The sequence below is a fragment of the Gemmatimonadaceae bacterium genome (assembly GCA_019752115.1).
GTDB lineage: Bacteria > Gemmatimonadota > Gemmatimonadetes > Gemmatimonadales > Gemmatimonadaceae > Gemmatimonas.
This window is the reverse complement of record JAIEMN010000023.1, coordinates 163,265-183,100: the sequence shown is the minus strand read 5'-3', so window position 1 is coordinate 183,100 and position 19,836 is coordinate 163,265. Positions and strand designations below refer to the sequence as shown.

General features: G+C 67.8%; 17 protein-coding genes. 10 read left to right on the top strand and 7 right to left on the bottom strand.

Going from position 1 to position 19,836, the window contains the following annotated elements:
- Nucleotides 1-215: 215 nt before the first annotated feature.
- Entirely contained in the window at nt 216-1,205 is a 990-nt protein-coding gene (locus K2R93_12730; GenBank protein MBY0490699.1) for an ankyrin repeat domain-containing protein, read from the top strand.
- Between the two features lie 201 nt (nt 1,206-1,406).
- Here K2R93_12730 and K2R93_12725 read toward each other — a convergent pair whose 3' ends face one another.
- Entirely contained in the window at nt 1,407-1,652 is a 246-nt protein-coding gene (locus tag K2R93_12725; protein MBY0490698.1) for a zinc ribbon domain-containing protein, read from the bottom strand.
- A 58-nt stretch (nt 1,653-1,710) separates the two neighbouring features.
- Between K2R93_12725 and K2R93_12720 the strand changes: the two genes are divergently transcribed.
- A complete protein-coding gene (locus tag K2R93_12720) occupies nt 1,711-2,166 on the top strand; it encodes a hypothetical protein (GenBank protein ID MBY0490697.1) in 456 nt (151 codons plus the stop codon).
- Nucleotides 2,167-2,307: 141 nt separating this feature from the next.
- On the opposite strand, the gene K2R93_12715 is transcribed toward K2R93_12720, so the two are convergent.
- Nucleotides 2,308-3,504 (bottom strand): hypothetical protein, encoded by a 1,197-nt coding sequence (locus K2R93_12715; GenBank protein MBY0490696.1) that lies wholly within the window; start codon nt 3,502-3,504, stop codon nt 2,308-2,310.
- A gap of 123 nt (nt 3,505-3,627) precedes the next feature.
- On the opposite strand from K2R93_12715, the gene K2R93_12710 reads away from it, so the two are divergent.
- Both K2R93_12710 and K2R93_12705 read left to right on the top strand, forming a co-directional pair.
- Nucleotides 3,628-5,445 (top strand): HupE/UreJ family protein, encoded by a 1,818-nt coding sequence (locus K2R93_12710; GenBank protein MBY0490695.1) that lies wholly within the window; start codon nt 3,628-3,630, stop codon nt 5,443-5,445.
- Between the two features lie 24 nt (nt 5,446-5,469).
- Entirely contained in the window at nt 5,470-7,653 is a 2,184-nt protein-coding gene (locus K2R93_12705) for a PQQ-binding-like beta-propeller repeat protein (GenBank protein ID MBY0490694.1), read from the top strand.
- Between the two features lie 131 nt (nt 7,654-7,784).
- Here the strand turns inward: K2R93_12705 and K2R93_12700 are convergent, their stop codons facing one another.
- A complete protein-coding gene (locus K2R93_12700) occupies nt 7,785-8,756 on the bottom strand; it encodes a hypothetical protein (protein MBY0490693.1) in 972 nt (323 codons plus the stop codon).
- A gap of 175 nt (nt 8,757-8,931) precedes the next feature.
- Here K2R93_12700 and K2R93_12695 point away from each other — a divergent pair, with 175 nt between their 5' ends.
- Both K2R93_12695 and K2R93_12690 read left to right on the top strand, forming a co-directional pair.
- Nucleotides 8,932-10,275, top strand: a complete 1,344-nt coding sequence (locus K2R93_12695) for a cytochrome P450 (GenBank protein MBY0490692.1) — start codon at nt 8,932-8,934, stop codon at nt 10,273-10,275.
- 27 nt (nt 10,276-10,302) lie between these two features.
- Nucleotides 10,303-11,700, top strand: coding sequence for a hypothetical protein (locus tag K2R93_12690; GenBank protein MBY0490691.1), 1,398 nt, complete (start codon nt 10,303-10,305; stop codon nt 11,698-11,700).
- Between the two features lie 157 nt (nt 11,701-11,857).
- On the opposite strand, the gene K2R93_12685 is transcribed toward K2R93_12690, so the two are convergent.
- Genes K2R93_12685 through K2R93_12675 form a run of 3 tightly spaced genes read right to left on the bottom strand, consistent with a single transcriptional unit; the run spans nt 11,858 to nt 14,566 of the window.
- Nucleotides 11,858-12,613: an ATP-binding cassette domain-containing protein gene (locus tag K2R93_12685; GenBank protein ID MBY0490690.1), complete on the bottom strand. Its 756-nt coding sequence runs from the start codon at nt 12,611-12,613 to the stop codon at nt 11,858-11,860.
- Nucleotides 12,610-13,557, bottom strand: a complete 948-nt coding sequence (locus K2R93_12680; protein MBY0490689.1) for an ABC transporter permease — start codon at nt 13,555-13,557, stop codon at nt 12,610-12,612. Before K2R93_12680 ends, K2R93_12685 begins: the two co-directional genes overlap by 4 nt.
- 10 nt (nt 13,558-13,567) lie before the next feature.
- Nucleotides 13,568-14,566 (bottom strand): sugar ABC transporter substrate-binding protein, encoded by a 999-nt coding sequence (locus K2R93_12675; protein ID MBY0490688.1) that lies wholly within the window; start codon nt 14,564-14,566, stop codon nt 13,568-13,570.
- An 84-nt stretch (nt 14,567-14,650) separates the two neighbouring features.
- On the opposite strand from K2R93_12675, the gene K2R93_12670 reads away from it, so the two are divergent.
- The 4 genes from K2R93_12670 (at nt 14,651) to K2R93_12655 (ending at nt 18,408) form a co-directional block, all read left to right on the top strand.
- Nucleotides 14,651-15,994, top strand: coding sequence for an MATE family efflux transporter (locus tag K2R93_12670; GenBank protein ID MBY0490687.1), 1,344 nt, complete (start codon nt 14,651-14,653; stop codon nt 15,992-15,994).
- A gap of 9 nt (nt 15,995-16,003) precedes the next feature.
- Entirely contained in the window at nt 16,004-17,377 is a 1,374-nt protein-coding gene (locus tag K2R93_12665; GenBank protein ID MBY0490686.1) for a hypothetical protein, read from the top strand.
- A gap of 81 nt (nt 17,378-17,458) precedes the next feature.
- Entirely contained in the window at nt 17,459-17,878 is a 420-nt protein-coding gene (locus K2R93_12660; protein MBY0490685.1) for a hypothetical protein, read from the top strand.
- Nucleotides 17,875-18,408 (top strand): hypothetical protein, encoded by a 534-nt coding sequence (locus K2R93_12655; GenBank protein ID MBY0490684.1) that lies wholly within the window; start codon nt 17,875-17,877, stop codon nt 18,406-18,408. Before K2R93_12660 ends, K2R93_12655 begins: the two co-directional genes overlap by 4 nt.
- A gap of 26 nt (nt 18,409-18,434) precedes the next feature.
- On the opposite strand, the gene K2R93_12650 is transcribed toward K2R93_12655, so the two are convergent.
- Nucleotides 18,435-19,799: an MATE family efflux transporter gene (locus K2R93_12650; GenBank protein MBY0490683.1), complete on the bottom strand. Its 1,365-nt coding sequence runs from the start codon at nt 19,797-19,799 to the stop codon at nt 18,435-18,437.
- Nucleotides 19,800-19,836 lie beyond the last annotated feature (37 nt).

The following is a 19,836-nucleotide window of genomic DNA, read 5'->3' as shown; positions in this document are numbered from 1 at the left end:
GAAGCCGCAGCCGGGCCGGCCGGGTGCGCCCCGGCGCGACGTCGCCATCGCGGTCGAGGCGCCGGCCCCGCTGTCGGCCGAGTTCATGGTGACCTACCGCGTCGGCGGCGCCGGCGGGTCGCGCGGGTGGTGCCGGCGCCGGAGCGCCGCGCGCGCCGGGGGATAGCGCCCGCCCACAGACGGGTTTCATCAACCGGGGCCCGAGCTACGGGGAGTTGATTGGCAACAAGGGCGGCCTGACGCCGCTGCTCTTCGCGGTGCGCGAAGGGAGCGACGAAGCGGTGGAGCATCTCCTCGCCGCCGGCGCCAAGATCAACCATGTGAGCGAAGGCGACCACACGAGCCCGCTCCTCATGGCGTCGATCAACGGTCGCTTCGACATGGCCAAGATGCTGATGGGGAAGGGCGCCGACGTGAAGCTGGCGAGCGATGCCGGCGCAACGCCGCTCTATGCCGTGATCAACACGCAGTGGGCGCCCAAGTCGCTCTATCCGCAGCCCACCGCGCAGACGCAGCAGAAGACGACGCACCTCGAGCTGATGGAGATGATGCTCAAGGCCGGCGCCGATCCGAATGTGCGCCTCAAGAAGCACCTGTGGTACATGTCGTACAACTTCGACCTGCTGGGCGTGAATACCGTGGGCGCGACGCCGTTCTGGCGCGCGGCGTATGGCCTGGATGTGCCGGCGATGAAGCTGCTGGTCCAGTACAAGGCGGATCCCACGATTCCGACCATCAAGCCGACTGGCCGACTCCCGGGCGATGACGCGCCGGAAGAAGGCGCAGCCGGTGCGGGCGATCCGTCCGGCCTGCCGCCCATTCCGGATGGCGGCCCTGGCGTGTACCCGATCCACGCTGCCAGCGGCGTCGGCTACGGCGAAGGTTACGCCGCCAACTCGCACACCCATGCGCCCGACGCGTGGGTGCCGGCGGTGAAGTACCTGATCGAGGAGTTGCACGCCGATCCGAACAGCCGCGATCACAACGGCTACAACCCCATGCACCACGCCGCTGCGCGGGGCGACAACGAGCTGATTCAGTACCTGCTCAGCAAGGGGACCGACGTGAAGGCCATGAGCCGCCGCGGCCAGACGACTGCCGACATGGCGAACGGCCCGGTGCAGCGCATTCCGCCGTTCTTGGATACGGTGGAACTGCTGGTGAAGCTGGGGGCGAAGAACTCCAATAAGTGCAAGTCGTGCTGACACGCTGAACTTCGGTAACGGCGGACGCCTGTACGGCGGAAGCTGGACTTCGGAAGCTGGACGGCGGGAGCTGAACGACGGGCAAAACGCGGCGGGGACCACGGTGAACGCGATCACCATGGTCCCCGCTCTCGTTTTTTGCCCGCAGTCCAGCTTCCGCCGTCCAGCTTCCGTCGTACAGGCTTCCGCCGTTACCGCCCGTCAATCGTCATGATTCAGCTCATACTCCCGCTGCGCCGACATGCGTTCTTGTCCCTGCCGCTGGTCGCGCCGCTTGGCGGCGGCCATGGCTTTCCCGTGCGTGCCGGACGTCTTGATCGCGGGTAGCGCGATCTGCTTCTCGAGCTCGGTGCTGCCGCAGGCCGGGCAGGCGGGCACGGCCGATCCCCGGACGAGGGTTTCGAATTCATGCTGGCAGGCCGTGCAGACAAAGTCGAACATCGGCATATTGGGCCGTCTCGTTGTGCAGGTGAAGATCCCGATTCCCGATAAACGGAGAACCCCGATGCTGCGTTCGCGCTCCCCGTTGTTCGCGCTGGCTGCGCTCACGTCCATCCTCGCTACCGCCCCCCTTGCCGCGCAAGCCGCCGGCCAGCGCACGCCGGTCGTCGGGGAAGGGCAGCGCATCTCGCCCACCCTGAGCCCCGGTATCCGCGTCGGCAACCTGCTCTGGGCGTCCGGCCAGCTCGGCACGAGCCCCACGGACACGACGATCGCCGGCCAGACCCAGCGCTCGCTCGAGAACCTCGACAAGGTGTTCAAGGCCGCCGGCACCACCCTCGCCGCCGCCGCCACCAAGTGCACCGTGTTCCTCACCGACGTGAAGGACTTCGCGGGGATGAACGCGGTGTACTCCAAGTTCTTCCCGACCAACCCGCCCGCGCGCTCCACCGTCGTGGTGGCGGCGCTCGTGGTGGCGGGAGGGAAGGTGGAGATTGAGTGTCAGGGAGTCGTGCCGTAATCGCGGCGGAACAGCGGTAACGGCGGAAGCCCGAACCTCGGAAGCTGAAACGACGGGAGCTGGACGACGGGAACCGCGGTTCCCGATGTCCAGCTCCCGTCGTTCAGCTTCCGAGGTACCGGCTTCCGCCGTACCCGCCGTTCAATCCCGCGCCGCCCCCGCCCGCACCGGCCAAGGCACCCCCTGCGCTCCTCGCTTCACCGCCTGAATCCCGCGGTACGCGAACTTCTGCAGGCGCTTCCCTTCGTAGGTCTCGGTCGTGTAGATGTTGCCCTTCGAGTCGGTGGCGATGCTGTGCACCGCGAACCACTGGCCGGGCTGGCGGCCGCCGTCGCCGAAGTAGGTGAGGATCTCGAGCGACTGACGGTCCATCACGTACACGCGCTCGTTCTTGCCGTCGGCCAGGTACAGGTACTTCTGCGCCGGGTCCTTGGAGAAGGCGATGTCCCACACCGAGCCGTCGCCGCGGGTGTTCGGGAAGACGCGGACCTCCTTCACGAACTTGCCGTCCTTCTGGAAGACCTGAATGCGGTCGTTCGGACGGTCGCACACGTATACCAGGCCATCGTTCGTCGGCTCGGCGCAGTGCACCGGATTGCGGAACTGCTGGATGAGCGGGGCGGACGGATCGTACGGGGGCGTGCGGGCGTCGTCGGGCTTGTTGCCGTAGGCGCCCCAGAAGCGCTTGAGCTTGCCGGTGGGCATGTCGAGCACGGCCACGCGCCGGTTGCCGTAGCCGTCGGCCACGTAGGCTTCCTGCGCCTTCACGTCGAACGTGATCTTGGCCACCCGACCGAAGTGGGTCGAGTCGTTGCTGTTCACGGCCTGCTTCGGCACGCCGATCTGCTGCAGGAACTTGCCGTCGTGCGAGAACTTGAGGATGTGCGAGTCGCCCACGCCATTGCCGCCGATCCACACGTTGTCCTTGTCGTCAACGGAGACGCCGTGGTTCGAGGAGGGCCACTCGTACCCCTGACCGGGACCGCCCCACGCCTTGACCAGATTGCCGGCGGGATCGAACTCCAGGATCGGGGGCGCCGACTGGCAGCACTCGCCGATTGGCGGGTTCGCGTTCATGCCGGTTTCCGTCCGCTGGTTCAGCGTCGAGTCGCCGCGGTGGATGATGAAGATGTGGTCCTTGCTGTCCACGCCCACGCCGATGACCGAGCCAAGGACCCAGTGGTTGGGCAGGGGCTTGGGCCACATCGGGTCGACCTCAAACTTCGGGGCCTGGACCGTCTGGCGGTCGGTGGCGGTCAGGGTGGCCTGAGCGACGCCGAGGGCGGCGAGGGTCAGGCCAAGGAGGGTCCAGCGCGTCGTCGGTCGGACGATGGGCATCGAGGGGCTCCCGGGAGGGACGCGGGATATGGGGGGCTCCGGCCGGGTGGGATGTGCGACGCCGGAGCGGATGGTAACTTCGACGCGTTGAAGTAACCCGCCTGCGCTTTCCTGTCCAGAGACGTGTTGGCCCTCTCCCGCCTGTGGCGCGCCCGCGAGCTGTCTCGCCGGATCTCGCGCCTTGTCATCCCTGTGCTGTGCCTGCTGTGCGTACCGTGGCTCGGGGCGGCTGCCCACGAGGTGCCGCGGCACGTCGGGGTGCGCGCGTATGTGGTCCCCACGCCCGATCGCATCCGGCTGCTGGTGCAGATCCCGCTCGAGGCCGTGCGCGATGTGGACTGGCCGCTGCGGACCAACGGCTCGCTGGATGTCGCACGCGCCGCGCCATACCTGCGCGACGCGGCAGCGTTGTGGATTCGCGATGGCGTCACGTTGCGTGATGGTACCACCACGCTGCCCGCGCCGACCCTGCTGGCGGTGCGCGCCAGCGTTCCCAGCGATCGCGCCTTTGACGCGTGGGCGTCGGCGCTCAACGCGGTGCGCACGCAGCCGCTCGCCGACTCCACCGATGTCCCGTTCGCCCAGCTGCGGCTGGAAGCGGAACTCGAAGTGCCCGCCGCCGTGGCGCTCGGCAATCTCGTGATCGAACCGCGGTGGGCGCATCTGGGCATCACCACCACCACGGTGCTTACGGCCATCACTGCGAACGGTGCGCCACGCGTCTACACGTACGAAGGCGACCCGGGAGCGCTGCACCTCGATCCGCGCTGGTGGCACGCCGCGCTGCGCTTCGTCCGCGAGGGGGCGCTGCACCTGTTTGGCGGGCTCGATCACCTGCTGTTTGTGCTGTGCCTGGTGCTGCCCGTGCGCCGACTGGCGCCGCTGGTGGGGATCGTGACGGCGTTCACCGTGGCGCATTCGCTCACGCTCGGGGCGGCGGCGTTCGGCTTCGCGCCGAGCGGATTGTGGTTCCCCCCGCTCGTGGAAGTGCTGATCGCCGCGAGCATCGTGTGGATGGCGTTGGGGAACATCATCGGTGCGCGCGTCGAACAGCGCTGGAAGGTCGCGTTTGGCTTTGGTCTCATTCACGGCTTCGGTTTTTCGGCCGCGCTGCGCGACCAGCTGCAGTTCGCGGGGAGTCATCTGCTCACCTCGCTCGCGGCGTTCAACCTCGGGATTGAACTCGCGCAACTGGCCGTGCTGCTCCTGCTGGTGCCGGTGCTCAACTGGGTCTTCGCGCGCGAGATTCCCGAACGGATTGGCGTGATGGTGGCCTCGGCACTGGTAGCCCACGAAGCGTGGCACTGGATGGGAGATCGCGCGGCGACGCTCCGCGAGTATCCGATCACGATGCCGGCGCTCGATGCGGCCTTCGCCGTGAGCGCCATTCGCGTGGCGATGGCCGGCTGTGTGCTGCTCGGCGTGATGTGGGCGCTCTCGGCGCTCGTGGCGCGGCTGCAGCGTGCGGGCGTGCGCCTGACAGACGGGGCCCGCGTGACCGACGGGGCCCGCGTGGCCGCGGTACTTGTCGCTGGGGTGGTGGCCATCGGCATCGCCCCGCGGGCGGCGCAGGCCCAACCCCGCAGCACGGCAAGCGGCGTCTACACTCCGGAGCAGGCGCAGAAGGGGCGCGAAGTCTTTCAGTCCTCGTGTCTCGGCTGCCACACGGTGGCGTCGCACACCGGCCCCTCGTTTCAGCTCAAGTGGTTTGGCCGCCCGTTGGCCGACCTGTATGACTATCTCAGCAACCTGATGCCCAAGAGTGCGCCGGGGACGCTCACCGAAGACGAATACGTCTGGGTGACCGCCTACATCCTGCGCCTCAACGGCATGCCCCCCGGCAAGACCGAGCTCAACGCCGAGCCGGCCTGGCTCAAGTCGGTGCGCGTGGATTCTGTGCGCACCGGCAAGTCGATGCATCCTTCCCCCGCGGTTCGTTAGTCCATTCCCTCCTCAGGAGTTCGCATGCTCCGAAGTGGTACCACCAAACTCGCGGCGCTCGCCGCCGTCAGTACGGTGCTGGCCGGCGTGCTCGTCACGCAGGTCAAGAGCACCACGGCGCAGGCCAAGCCGCTCGTGCGCGGCAACGCGTACGGTGAATGGCGCTACTGGGGCGCCGATCAGTGGAGCACCCGCTACTCGCCGCTCGACCAGATCAACGCGTCGAACTTCGACAAGCTGCAGGTCGCCTGGACCTGGAAGGGTGGGGAGAAGTTCGGCCCCGATGAGTACTACCGGACCACGCCGCTGTATGCGAACGGCCGCCTCTTCACGGTGGTGTCCACCAAGCGGCACGTCGTGGCGCTCGATCCGGAGACGGGCAACGAGCTGTGGTCGTACAAGGTCGAGGAAGGCATCCGCTGGCAGAAGGCGCCGCGGCAGTTTGCCGGCCGCGGTCTGTCGTACTGGAGCAGCGGCACGAAGGAACGCGTGCTCGTCACGACGCCCGGGTATCATCTCATTTCGCTCGATGCGAAGACGGGCAAGCCCGACCCGACGTTCGGCAAGAACGGCCAGATCGATCTCATGGAAGGGATCGGCTATCCGCTGGTGAAGCTCGCGGTGGATGACTCGGGGCCGCTCATCATCTCCGATGCGGCGCCGTATCGCGCGGCCAAGCCGGGCGAGACCTGGGATCCGGTCAAGAAGATCGGTGCCGATGGCACGGTGGGTATCCTGGGCCAGATCGCGTCGAGCTCGCCGCCGATCGTGGTGGGCAACGTGCTCATCGTGGGGAACAGCTCGATTCACGGCTACTACCCCATTCGCGCGTCGAATCCGACCGGCACCATTCGCGGCATCGACATCGCGACGGGCAAGGTGCTCTGGAAATTCAATCTCGTCCCGCAGCCGGGTGAGTACGGCGCCGAGACGTGGAAGAACGGATCCAAGATCGGCACCAAGGGCGTGGGCAAGGTGGACGCGTGGGCGCCGTACAGCGCCGACGAAGCGCTCGGTCTCGTCTACATCCCGGTTGGCATGCCCCTCATGGACGAATACGGCGGCCATCGTCCGGGCGACAACCTCTTCGGCAACTCGCTCGTCGCGCTCGATGTGAAGACGGGCAAGCGGAAGTGGCACTTCCAGATGGTGCACCATGACATCTGGGACTACGACACGCCGATGGCGCCGAACCTCCTCGACGTCACGGTGAACGGCCAGAAGCGCAAGGTTGTCGCCGTCACCACGAAGCAGGGCTGGGTGTACACGTTCGACCGCGTGACCGGTGAACCGATCTGGCCGATGCCGGAAACGCCGGTGGCGCAGAGTGGTATTCCGGGCGAGCAGTCCTCGCCCACGCAGCCCATTCCCAGCAAGCCCGCGCCGTACTCGCAGCAGGGGCTCGTGGAGGCCGATCTGATCGACTACACGCCGGCCATCAAGGACTCGGCGCTGGCGCTCGCCAAGAAGTGCCGCATGGGCCCGTACTTCATTCCGCCCTCGGCGGCGGATGGGAAGGACAAGACCGGCTTCAAGTGCTCGTGGTACGCGCCGGGCGCGAGCGGTGGTGTGAACATCGATGGCGGTGCCGCGGCGGACCCGGAGACGGGCAAGCTCTTCGTCGCGTCGATCACCGGTATGAGCACCACGGCGCTCCGCAACGATCCGTGCTCGGAATTCGACTACAGCTCACCGGCCAACAACTGCGGCCTCCTCGGCGCCCTGCCGGCCCCGGCGGGCTACAAGCCGCCCGAGAACGTCGGCTTCAACGGCCGTTCCAACGGCTCGATGATCGGTGGCGTGTCGATCGTGAAGAACAAGCAGTTCGGTGGCATCACCGCGTACGACATGAACAGCGGCGACAAGAACTGGTGGATTCCGAACGCCGGCTTCTTCAAGCAGACGACGCGCGACAAGCTGTTCGAAGGCGTCACGCTTGATCCCGTGCCGGGGCGTGGTCAGGCGCAGGTGATCAACACCAAGTCGCTCATGATCTACGGCACCGGCCGCAGCGGTGGCCTGCCGGGTGAACCGCCCAAGCTCTACGCCGTGGACAAGGCCACCGGCAAGCAGATCGCGTCGGTGCAGATCCCGTCGAAGACGACCGCCGTGCCGATGACGTTTCTGCACAAGGGGCAGCAGTATATCGTGTTCGCGGTGGGGGCGGAGGAGCAGGCGGCACTGGTAGCGATGAAGCTGCCGAAGTGAGGCGGATGGTCGGTTAACCCCCGAGAGCTCAGGGGGAAGAACGTCAGGGGGGAGAGTTCAGGACTGCGGCAGTCCTGAGCTCTCCCCCCTGATCTTCTTCTCCCTGAGCTCTCGGGGGTTCCGCTTTCTACCTACCGCTTCTTCTCATACCGCTTCAACGCCTTCTGCCCCACCTCAGCCCCATAGATATTGCCCGCCGCATCCACCGCCACGCCTTCCGCACTCGACGTGCTCGGCGGATTCGGCTCCGGATCCGGAATGAATCCCGTGACCACGCCCGTGCGCGCACTGCCGATGCGAATGCCGCGCGTCCAGGCCTTGTGCGGCGGGTTCACCGAACCGCTCTCCGAGTCGGCGACATAGATCGTGTCGTTCTGGTCGATCCAGATGCCACTGGGGCGGCTGAACTGATACCACGTCTCGAGGATCTTGAAATCGCGATCGACAATCAGGATGCGATCGTTGCCGCGGTCACCGATGAACAGGCGTCCCTTGGAGTCGAAGGCGAGCGTGTGCGGCTGATCGAGCTGGCCCGTGCCTTTGCCCCACGTGCCCCAGGTGCGCTTGAGGCCACCGGTCTTGTTGAACACCAGAATGCGCGCGTTGGCGCCGGCCGCCGAGGAATGCCCCTCGGCCACGTAGATGTCCCCGTTGGGCGCGGTGACGATCGCATTCGGCTGCCAGAAGTACGCCGAGTCCTTGCCGCCGCCCGGGCGACCGAGCGACATCAGGTAGTCGCCCTTGGGGCTGAACTTGTGGATCTGATGCCCCTTGTCGGCGGGGGCGTTGGCCCCGCGCCCGAGGGTGCAGGTGCAGTCCACCACCCAGATGTTGCCGTCCTTGTCCACATGGATGCCGTGTGGCGAGATGATCATCGCCGAGCCGAAGCTCTGCACGAGATTCCCCTGGGCGTCGAACTTGAGTACCGACGGCAGCGTGGAACCGAGGCAGTTGTTCTGCCCGCACCGCTCGGCGACCCAGATGCTCTTGCCATCCTTGTCGATGGCGACGGCGCTGGTGGAGCCCCACGTGCGACCGGTCGGGAGCTTGGCCCACCCCTCCACGGTGCGATAGGCGTTGGGCTTGTCGTTGACGGCCGGCATGTCGGGCGCGGATTGCGCCTGAAGCGAGAGGGCACTGCCAAGGACCGTGAGGGCCGTCAGCACGGCCGACGGCAGCGGAGCGAAGCGAGGGGCGGGACGGCGCATGGGCGCTGAGGCGGGAGGGAAGGGAGGCACGCCGCTGGTTTGGCGCGGCGACCGCAGCCAAGTTGCAGTCATGCCCGCTGCCTCCGCCAGCCATCCCCCCGGTCCACGCGCCCGCTATCCGGGCGAGCTGCTGTCGCGTCTGTCGGGGCGGGACCGGCTGGCCTTTCTGGAGAGCCTCCCGGCGCGTTATGGCGACGTGTGTAGCTTCCGGGCGGGCGGCCGGCGCATCGTGCTGCTCTCCCACCCGGATGACATCCGTGATGTGCTGGTCACCCACCAGCGCCGCTTCATGAAAGGGCGGGCGCTGCAGCGGGCCAAGCGGTTGATCGGCGACGGACTGCTCACCAGCGAGGGAGAGCTGCACCTGCGGCAGCGGCGCCTCGTGCAGCCGGCCTTTCACAAGGCGCGCATTGCGGGGTATGCCGACGCGATGGCGCAGGCTGCGGTCGCAGCGCGCGAGAGCTGGCGCGCCGGCCCGGCGGACATCAACGCCGCCATGATGGCGCTCACCATGACCATCGTGGCGCGCACGCTCTTCGCCACCGACGTCGCGCACGAGACCGAGCGCGTGGCGCAGGCGCTGCACGATGCCTTTTCGTCGTTCAATCTCGGCTTCAGCCCGCTCGCGCCGCTGCTCGACGCGCTGCCGACCGCCAAGACGCGCGCCTTCAAGCGGGCGCGGGCCACGCTCGACGACATCATCTACCGCATCATCGCCGAGCGTCGGCGCGAGGGCGGCGATCGCGGCGATCTGCTGAGCATGCTGTTGGCGGCGCAGGATACCGAAGGCGACGGCACCGGGATGAGCGACACCCAGCTGCGCGATGAGCTGCTCACGCTCTTCCTGGCCGGCCACGAGACCACCGCCAACGCGCTCAGCTGGACCTGGCTGCTGCTGGAACAGCACCCGGCCGTGCGCGAGGCCTTGCACGCCGAGATCGATGGTGCGCTTGGCGACCGAACGCCGATCGCCGACGACGTGGCGCGCCTGCCGTACACGCGGGCGGTGTTTGCCGAGGCGATGCGCCTCTATCCGCCGGCCTACATCGTGGGCCGCATGGCACTCGAATCGCATACGGTACGCGAGTGGTCCTTTCCCCGCGGCACGATCTTTCTGATGTCGCAGTGGATTACCCACCGCGATGCGCGCTGGTGGGGCACGCCGGGCGCCTTCCGCCCCGAGCGTTGGCTCGAACCCGATGAACGGCCGCGCTTTGCCTACTGGCCGTTTGGTGGTGGCACCCGCATCTGCGTGGGCGAGCAGTTCGCCTGGATGGAGGGTGTGCTGGTGCTCGCCGCCCTGGCCCGGCGGTGGGAGGTCCGGGTAGCGGCCCCCTATCCGCGGCCGGAGCCGATCATCACGCTCCGCCCGACTGGCGGCATGCCGGCCACGCTCGTCGCGCGCGCGCGGTAAATTCGTCGCTCCCCCTTCGGAGCGGCCATGTTCGAGCGTCCTGACTATCTGGTGATCGGTGCCGGCGCCACCCCACTGGCGTTCGTCGACAGTGTCGTTGCACACTCCACCGCGTCGGTCGTGATCGTCGATGCGCAGGATCATCCGGGTGGCCATTGGAACGTGGCGTACCCATGGGTGCGGCTCCATCAGCCGTCCGCGTACTACGGGGTGAACTCCACCCCACTCGGCCGCGGCGTGCGCGACGTGACCGGGATCAACGCGGGCATGAACGAACTCGCGTCGGGCGCCGAGATCCTCGCGTACTTCGAGCAGGTCATGCACGACCGCCTGCTCGCCTCCGGTCGGGTGCACTACCTGCCGCGCCACTGGGCCACGGTGCGCGATGATGGCACGGTGGAGGTGACGTCACGGGTGACCGGTGCGGTCACGGTGATGCATCCGGGGACGATCGTGGATGGGACGCTGGCGCGCACCGAAGTCCCGGCCACGCATCCGCCGAGGTATCCCGTGGGGGAGGGCGTCACGTGTGTCCCGCTCAACGCGCTCCCGACGCTCGAGCGCCCCGGCGCCCGATACACCGTGGTGGGGTCGGGCAAGACGGGTATCGATGCCGTACTCTGGCTCCTCGCCCACGACGTGCAACCCGAACGTATTCGCTGGATCGTGCCGCGTGATGCCTGGATGCTCGATCGAGGCAACCTGCAGGTGCGGGAGGATGCCTTCGAAGTCACCGTTGGCGGTGTGATCAAACAACTCGCGAGCATCGCCGAGGCCTCGTCGCCCACGGATGTGATCCGGCGACTCGAAGCGGCGGGGCAGTGGATCCGGCTCGATCCCACGATCGAGCCCACGGCGTACAAGTGCTGCACCGTCTCGCAGCCGGAACTGCAGCAGTTGCGACGCGTCGGTGAGATCGTGCGACTCGGGCACGTGCAGGCCATCAGCACCGATGCGATCACGCTCACGCACGGCACGCTGCCGATGACGGCCGATGATGTCGTCGTTGACTGCTCGGCGAGTGCCGTCATCGCCCCGCCGCCGCTGCGCGTCTTCGAGCCGGGGCGGATCAATCTGCTCTTCGTGCGGACCTGTCAGCCCACCTTCAGCGGCGCCATGATCGGCCTCGTGGCCTCGATCGAGCCCGATGTCGAGCGGCGCAATGCGTTGCTGACGCCGGTGGTCAGCCCCGGTGTGCCCTTCGACTTTCTCCGGATGTGGGCCGGCACGATCCGCAATCGGCTGGCGTGGACCCAGGTCCCGGCCATCGAGGCCTGGCTCAAGACCACGCGCCTGGACATGCTCGCGATCATGGGGCGCATGATCACGCCCGATCGCCCGGACCGGGCCGCGATGATGGGCGAGCTGCGCGCCACGCTCGTCAAAGCGGGCGAGCGACTGCCGTCGTTGCTCGCGGCGATCTGAAGCCGGTGCCATGGATAGGCTGTTGGAACTGATCGCACAGGGAACACAGAGCCGAGGCGCTTGCTGATCCTCGCTATGGCCCAGGCGGACGCGCGCCACAGTGACCTCTATGGCTCTGTGCGCTCTGTGTGATCAGTTCAAACAAAACTTGCCAGCGCTACGCCGCCCCGGTCATCACAGCGACCGCATCCGACATCGAAATCGCCGATCGCTCGACCAGCAGCGCACGATGCCCCAGCCGCTGGATGTGAATGCGATCGGCCAGCTCGAAGACATGCGGCATGTTGTGGCTGATGAGCACCACGCTCAAGCCACGGTCACGGACGCGACGGATCAGGTCGAGCACCATCCCGCTTTCGCGCACGCCCAGGGCCGCCGTGGGCTCGTCCAGGATTACCACGTGTCGCGCGAAGGCGGCGCTGCGGGCGACAGCGATCCCTTGGCGCTGGCCGCCGGAGAGCGTCTCGACGGCCTGGGTCAGCGAGCGCACGCGAATGCCCAGCGCGTCGAGATGCGTCGCCGCTTCGCGTAGCATGCGGGGGCGATCGATCAGGCGCAGCGCGGAGCCGAGCACGCCGGGCCGGCGCAGCTCGCGTCCGAGGAAGAGGTTTTCGGCGATCGAAAGCGCCGGTGCTACCGCGAGGTCCTGATAGACGGTTTCGATCCCGGCCGCGCGGGCGTCAGCAGGAGAGCGGAACGCCACCGATGCCCCGTCGAGCCGGATGACGCCGCTGTCGGGGATCATCGCGCCCGAGAGCGCCTTGATGAGCGACGACTTGCCGGCGCCGTTGTCGCCGATCACGGCCAGAATCTCACCGGCGCGCACCTCGAAGTCGCAGCCGTCCAGCGCGACCACCGAGCCGTAGGCTTTGCGCAGGCCGCTGGCGTCGAGCACGAGAGGCGCCGCGCTCATCGGGCGCGCCTCGCCGATTGGTCGAGCGAAACGGCGAGGATGACCAACACACCCGTCACCAGGATCTGGTACACCGACGACACACCCATGAGCGTGAGGCCATTGCGGAACACCCCCACGATCAGCGCGCCGACCAGCGAGCCAAGGATCACCCCGCGGCCACCGAACAGGCTGGTGCCGCCAAGGACGACCGCCGTGACCGTGTCCAGATTCTCCGTCTGCCCCGCCTGCGGATCACCCACGCCCGTGCGTGCCACACCGAGCAGCGCCGCCACGCCGTAGCAGGCGCCGGCGAGCGTATATACCGCAAGCAGGACCCGAGCAGTGGCAATGCCGGAGAGGCGCGCCGCTTCCGGCGCGTTGCCCGTGGCGTACAGGTGGCGGCCACCGGCTGTTTCGCGCAGCAGCCACCACGCGAGCCCGTAGAGCACCAGCATCGCCATCACCCCGTACGCCACCGGGGTGCGTCCAACACTTACGGTGTCGCCGAGCAGGGTGAGCAGCGGGGGCAGGTCCGTCACACTCTGCGAATGGGACACGAGCTGCGTCAGCGCGAACGCAATGTTCATCGTCCCGAGCGTGACGATGAACGGCGGCAGTTTGATGCGGGTGATCAGCAGCCCGTTCAGGAACCCCGCGACCGTCGTGACACCAACGCCGGCGCCAATCGCGAGGGCAGGGGAGAGCCCGCCGCGCGTTGCCAGCAGTGCCATCACGACACCGCCCAGCGCCATCACCATGCCGCAGGAGAGATCGATACCGGCCGTGAGAATCACCAAGGTCTGACCGATGGCGAGCACCCCCACCACCATGACCTGCTGGAGAATGAGCGACAGGTTCTCGCCCGTCAGAAAGCGCGGCGACTGGAGCGCGAAGAAAGTCGATGCCGCGATGAGTGCGAGCACCGGCCCCAGCGTGGCGAGCTGTCGCGCACGACGGCTCACCGGGCCCCGATCACTTGGTGCCCCAGCAGCGCTGTGCGCCTTCGGCTGGCGAGAGGCTGGTCACGCCCGCCGCCGCTGTCGCCGCCACCAGTGCCACGCCGGTATCGGTGTAGCCACTTGGCTTCTTGCCGGACGTGATGAACGTCATCGCGGCCTCCACGCCGAGTTCGGCCATGTGCAGCGGATACTGCTGCGCCGTGGCCGCCAGCTTCCCCTCGGCGACGTCCTGCACGCCACGGCAGCCACCATCGACGCTCACGATGAGCACGTCCTTCTCGCGCCCCGCCTTCTTGAGCGCGTTCCACGCACCGGCGCCGCTCGGCTCGTTGATGGTGTACACCACGTTGACCTCCGGATGCTGCTGAAGGCAGTTCTCCATGACCGTCTGCGCCTTGGCCTGATCGCCGACGCCGTCGCCCATGCACACCACTTCCGGTGGCTGGGCGAGATCGTTGTGCGAGCGATCGAAGCTGGCGAGGCCGAAGCCCTGCAGGAAACCGTTGTGACGCTGCGCCCCGGTGGGATTGCCGGGGATGAGATCGATGGTCACGATCTTCGCTGGCGCGCCGCCAAGGCGCGCCTTGGCATAGGCGCCGATCAACTCGCCCGCCTTGTAATTGTCGGTACCAAAGAACGCGTCCGTGGCGTCGAGCGGGTCGGTGGGGCTGTCGAGGGCAATCACGAGCACACCGGCCTCACGCGCCTTGCGGATGGCCGGCACGATGGCCTTGGCATCACTCACCGAGATGAGCACAGCCTTGGCCCCCGCCGCGACCTGATTCTCGAGCGCGGTGACCTGGCCGGCATTGTCGCCGTCGTTGCGGCCGGCGCCGGCCAGCAGGGTGGCCCCTTTCGCCTTGGCGGTAGCGTCTGCGCCCTCCTTCATCTTCACGAAGAACGGATTGGTCTCGGTCTTGGTGATCAGGCCGATGATCGGGCCGCTGTCGGATGTCGTGCCGCAGGCGGTGGCCAGCAGCAGGGCCGCGGGAAGGAGGCGGAGGGCGTGCATGCCGGTAATCAGCAGAGGGCGCCGCGCCGAGGCAAGAACAGGGCGCCGGTTGCGCCTCCCGCCCCGAGAGGCGACCGTTGGATCATGCGTGACATGACCACCGGTTCCATCCCGCGCCATATCGTGCGCCTCGCGCTGCCCATGGCGGCCGGCATGATCTTCCAGACGATGTACTATCTGGTGGACCTGTGGTTCGTCACCCGCCTGGGTGATGCAGCGGTCGCCGGCGTCAGTGCCGCCGGCAACGTGCAGATGATCGTCATGTCGGTCACGCAGGTCCTCGGCGTGGGTACGATGGCGCTTATCGCCAATGCCGTCGGCCGAAAGGATCAGGCCGATGCCAATCTCGTCTTCAATCAGAGCACGATCTGGGCGTTCGCCTGCGGCGTGCTCGTGCTGGTCGCTGGCTTCGCGCTGAGCCCCGTCTATTTGGGCGCCGTTGGGGCCGACGAGGCCACGCGCGCCAACGGGTTGAGTTATCTGCGCTGGTACCTGCCCGGGCTGGGGCTCCAGTTCGCGCTCGTGAGCATGGGATCGGCGCTACGCGGCACCGGCATCGTGAAGCCCACGATGCTCGTGCAGATCCTCACGGTCGTGATGAACATCATTCTCGCGCCGGTACTCATTGCCGGGTGGGGCACGGGCAAGCCGCTGGGGGTCGCTGGCGCCGGGCTCGCCAGCACGCTCGCCATTGCGGTCGCGGTGCTCATGATGTCCATCTACTTCGTCCGCCTTGAGCACTACGTCGGGTTCAAGCGGGAGCTGCTCACCTTCCGGACGGATGTGATCGCGCGCATCCTGCGCATCGGCGTTCCGCCGGGCGCCGAGTTTGCCCTGATGTTCGTGCTGACGGGGGTGAGCTACTTCGTGATCCGCGACTTCGGCTCGGCGGCACAGGCCGGCTATGGTATCGGCTCGCGCGTGATGCAATCGATCTTCCTCCCCGCGATGGCCATCTCGTTCTCGGCGGCCCCACTCGCCGGGCAGAACATGGGCGCCCGCCAGATGCAACGCGTGCGCGACACGTTCAAATGGGCCGCGATCATGGGCAGTGGGCTGATGTTCGTGCTCACGCTGGTGTGTCAGTGGCGCCCCGAGTTGTTCGTGCAGGGCTTCACCGAGGAAGCGCCGGTGGTGGCTGTCGCGGCGACATTTCTCAAGACGATCTCGTGGAACTTCGTCGCGTCGGGGCTGCTCTTCACCTGCAGCGGCATGTTCCAGGCGCTCGGCAATACCGTGCCCTCCCTCATCAGCAGCGCGACACGCCTCCTCACCTACGCCATTCCGGCGCTCTGGCTCGCGCGCCAGCCGGGATTTCAGTTGATGCATGTGTGGACGCTGTCCGTGGTGACCGTGGCGTTCCAGGCCGGCTTCACGCTCTGGTTGCTGCGGCGCGAGTTGCAGCAGCGCGCGCCCATAACTGCCTGAGCGGGTCGCATGCCTCGCCCCCCCGTCGTTCGCCGTGTCGTTGCGCTTGCGGTCGGTCTCGTCGCGGCGGCCGGTCGGTTGTCTGCGCAGGCCACCCCGACGCCGTGTCCATCGGCCGTCCCCTCGTCGGCCGCCTGTTACAGTGGCAAAGACAGTGCAGGCGCGTACTACTGGGTGGTCATGCCGGCGCAGTGGAACCGCAAGCTCGTGGTGCACGCGCACGGTGGTCCCGAACTCGGCGCGCCTGATGCCAAGCGCACCGCCGATGACGTGACGCGATGGGCCATCTGGCCCACACTCGGCTATGCGATGGTGGCGTCGTCGTACCATCAGGGCGGGGTGGCGGTACTGTCGGCGGCCGACGATGTGCGTCGCAGTCGCGATCTGTTCGTGGCCCAGTTTGGTGCCCCCACACGCACGGTGCTCCACGGCCAATCATGGGGCGCCGGCGTGGCGGCGCGTGCGGCGGAGCAGTTCAATGCCCCCGGCGCCGATGGCCGTCGCGCGTTCGATGGCGTGCTGCTCACCAGCGGCGTCTTGGGAGGGGCGACGTACTCCTACGACTTCCGCATGGATCTGCGGGTCGTGTACCAGGCGGTGTGCGGCGATCATCCGCGCGCCGATGAGCCCGCGTATCCGCTGTGGATGGGGCTTCCGCCGGGCGCTACGCTCACGCGCGCACAACTCGCCGATCGCGTGGATGCGTGCACCGGAGTACGGCAGCCGGCCGGCGCGCGCACGCCGCAACAGGCTGAGCGTCTCGCCACGATTCTAACGGCGGTGAAGGTGCCGGAGCGCACGCTCATCGCGCATCTCAACTGGGGCACCTGGCACTTTCAGGACATCGTACAGAAGCGCACGAACGGCGCCAATCCGTTTTCTACCGTCGGCGTCACATATCCGGGCACGGTGAAGGGCGCGGCGCTCAACACGCAGGTCGCCCGCTATACGGCCGACAGCTCGGCGGTCGCCCGTCTGGCCGCCGACGCCGATCCGCGCGGCACGCTCGAGGTGCCCACGCTCACGATGCACGCAATCGATGACCCGACGGCGTTCGTGGAACTTGAGGACACCTTCCGCAACACGGTGACGCGCGCTGGTCGCAGCACCTGGCTGCTTCAGCTCTTCACCAGCGACGCGGAGCACAGTTATCTGACGGACGCCGCGTACGTGACCGCGCTGATGGCGCTCGAGCGCTGGCTGGATACCGGCCGGCGCCCCGCTGCGAGCGAGGTGGCCGCGTCCTGCCCGCAGGTGGCCGCGGCCTTCCAGCCCGCGACCGGCTGTCGCTTCCAACCAGCGTTTCAGCCCCGCCCGCTCACGGATCGGGTGCCGGAACGCCGCAAACCGCTCGCGGCGGCCTCGCCAGGCCGCACGCGATGATTGCATGCGAGCTCTGGTGTAGTGCGTGAACGCAGTGCATAGTCGGGGCACTCCCCTGCCGTTCCCACCCGCCAGCTCTCCATGGGCCGCAGCCTGTTCGCCATTGCGACGGGGTTCGTCCTCATCGCCGCACTTACGCTGGGCACCGATCTCGCCCTGCACGTGGCCGTGCCGTCGCTCTACGACGCCAACGGCGGCACGCAGAGCGCGCCCGTGCTGCTGCTCATGATGGCCTATGTCGCGCTGTACGCGATCGGCGGCTGCTATCTGTGCGCGCGGCTCGCGCCATCGCATCCACGGGTGCACACGACCATGCTGGGCGTGCTGGGGCTGATCGCCACCACATGGGCCGGCATGCACCAGTGGGACCTGCGCCCGTCGTGGTTCCACGTCCTGTCGATCGTGCTCGTCATGGTCTACGCGACAATCGGCGGCCAGCTGCGCGTGATGGAACTCGAGCAGCGCCCGGCGCGGCGGCTGAGCGCAGCCCGCGCCGCATGAGCCCGCGCATCGTGCAACTGGCTGGCCGGGCGGTGCTCGCCGCGGCGCTAGCGGGGAGCCTTGCCGACTGCGGTCGGCCGGCCGCCAACGCGACCGAAGCGGTCACGCAGTTCTACGCCGTGCTCGACGCGGCAGGGGTGCACCGCGTTCCCGATGCGGCGCAGCTGACGGCCCTCACGCCTTACCTCGCCGATTCCCTCGCGCACGCGCTCGATCGTGCACGTGCCATGAGAGAATCGGCCGAGACGAGCGCGCCCGGCGAGAAGCCGCCCTTTGCCGACGGGGACATCTTCAGCAGCCTGTTCGAGGGCCGCACGGCGTCGGTGGTGAAGGACTCCGTCGCCCGAGGTGATACGACGTTGGTCGTGGTGCAATTCACCAACGACACGCAGAAGCCGCCGGTGGAGTGGAAGGACACCGTGGTCGTGGTGAACCAGGGTGGGCGCTTCCGCCTGGCCGATATCCGCTACGGTACCGCGTGGGAGTTCGGGTTCCGCGGCCGCTTGCTCGACCTGCTGACCACACCGTAACCGCGTCACCGCGCCTCGCGGTGCGATCACACCGCGGTGCCTTGCCACCGTCCGCGACGGAACGCCACCGCGCTCACGCCGGCGAGCAGGGAGTACGCGCACAGCACGCTCACGAACACGCCCTGCGGCCCCAGCGTGGTGTAGTGCGCCAGGGCCCATGCCAGCGGCAACTCGAAGATCCAGAAGACGGCGATGTTGATGCGGGTCGGAGTGCGCGTATCGCCCGCGCCGTTGAACGCCTGCGTGAGCACCATGCCGAAGGCGTACAGCGGGAAGCCGAACGCCATCAACCGAAGCCCGGGCACCGCCACATCATGCACGGCCGTGTCATGCGTAAACAGCGCCACGATGGGCGTCGTGGCCACCACGAAGAGCACCCCCACCGCGCCCAGAAACGCCACGTTGTAGCGGGCCGCCGTCCACACGGCGGCCTTGGCGCGTTCCGGATTGCGTGCGCCGAGCGCCTGACCGACCATCGTGGCGGCCGCGTTCCCCAGCCCCCACGCCGGCAGCAGGCAGAACATCACCATGCGCACCGCAATCGTGTAGCCGGCCATCGCTGCGCTCCCGAAGCCTGCCATCAGCCGGATGAGCACCATCCAGCTCAAGCTCCCCACGAGCACCTGAAAGGTCGCATTCACGGAGAGCCGCAGCAGCGTACGCATGGTGCTGAGCTCCACGACCAGATGCTCCCGCGCCACGCGCAGATGCCCCGCGCCGCGCGTCAGGATGCGCAGCGCGAAGAGCAGGCCGATGCCGCGGCCGATCGTGGTCGCCACCGCGGCGCCCGTCACGCCAAGCTCGGGGAACGGACCGAGGCCAAAGATCAGCATGGGCCCCAGCACGATGTTCAGGCCATTGGCGAGCCAGAGCACGCGCATCGACACGGCCGCATCACCGGCTCCGCGGAACGCCGAATTCACGACGAACAGCAGAAAGGCGGTCCCGCTCCCGCCGAGCATGACGCGGGTAAAGGTCGTGCCGGTGGCCAGGACGTCCGGCGCCGCGCCCATGAGCCGCAGGAGCTGTGGCGCGAAGAGGGCGCCCGTGAGCCCCAGCACAGCCGAGGCGATGGCGCCCAAAATGAGTGCCTGCGCCGCGGCCCGCGCCGCCGCCGCGGGATCCTTCTCGCCCACACGTCGCGCGACCATGGCGCTGCCGCCAATGGCCAGCCCCATCGCCAGGGTGTACACCACGATCATCATCGACTCGGTGAGCCCCACCGTGGCGACGGCGCTCGCCCCAAGCCGGCTCACGAAGAACACATCCGACAGCGCGAAGAGGCTCTCCATGAGCATCTCCAGCACCATCGGGATCGCCAGCAGCACGATGGCCCGGCTGATGGACCCGCTCGTGTAGTCGTGGGGCGTCCCGCGCAGCGCGTCGCGCACATCGTGCTACCACGGACGTGGCGCCACGGTGGTGTCC

Excerpts from the sequence above, each read along its gene's own strand:
- K2R93_12700 (MBY0490693.1), bottom strand. The coding sequence starts at position 8,756 with ATGCCGGCCGTCAACGACAAGCCCAACGCCTATCGCACCGTGGAGGGG.
- K2R93_12705 (MBY0490694.1), top strand. The coding sequence starts at position 5,470 with ATGCTCCGAAGTGGTACCACCAAACTCGCGGCGCTCGCCGCCGTCAGT.
- K2R93_12720 (MBY0490697.1), top strand. The coding sequence starts at position 1,711 with ATGCTGCGTTCGCGCTCCCCGTTGTTCGCGCTGGCTGCGCTCACGTCC.
- K2R93_12690 (MBY0490691.1), top strand. The coding sequence starts at position 10,303 with ATGTTCGAGCGTCCTGACTATCTGGTGATCGGTGCCGGCGCCACCCCA.
- K2R93_12675 (MBY0490688.1), bottom strand. The coding sequence starts at position 14,566 with ATGCACGCCCTCCGCCTCCTTCCCGCGGCCCTGCTGCTGGCCACCGCC.
- K2R93_12660 (MBY0490685.1), top strand. The coding sequence starts at position 17,459 with ATGGGCCGCAGCCTGTTCGCCATTGCGACGGGGTTCGTCCTCATCGCC.
- K2R93_12670 (MBY0490687.1), top strand. The coding sequence starts at position 14,651 with ATGCGTGACATGACCACCGGTTCCATCCCGCGCCATATCGTGCGCCTC.
- K2R93_12685 (MBY0490690.1), bottom strand. The coding sequence starts at position 12,613 with ATGAGCGCGGCGCCTCTCGTGCTCGACGCCAGCGGCCTGCGCAAAGCC.
- K2R93_12695 (MBY0490692.1), top strand. The coding sequence starts at position 8,932 with ATGCCCGCTGCCTCCGCCAGCCATCCCCCCGGTCCACGCGCCCGCTAT.
- K2R93_12655 (MBY0490684.1), top strand. The coding sequence starts at position 17,875 with ATGAGCCCGCGCATCGTGCAACTGGCTGGCCGGGCGGTGCTCGCCGCG.
- K2R93_12725 (MBY0490698.1), bottom strand. The coding sequence starts at position 1,652 with ATGCCGATGTTCGACTTTGTCTGCACGGCCTGCCAGCATGAATTCGAA.
- K2R93_12715 (MBY0490696.1), bottom strand. The coding sequence starts at position 3,504 with ATGCCCATCGTCCGACCGACGACGCGCTGGACCCTCCTTGGCCTGACC.
- K2R93_12665 (MBY0490686.1), top strand. The coding sequence starts at position 16,004 with ATGCCTCGCCCCCCCGTCGTTCGCCGTGTCGTTGCGCTTGCGGTCGGT.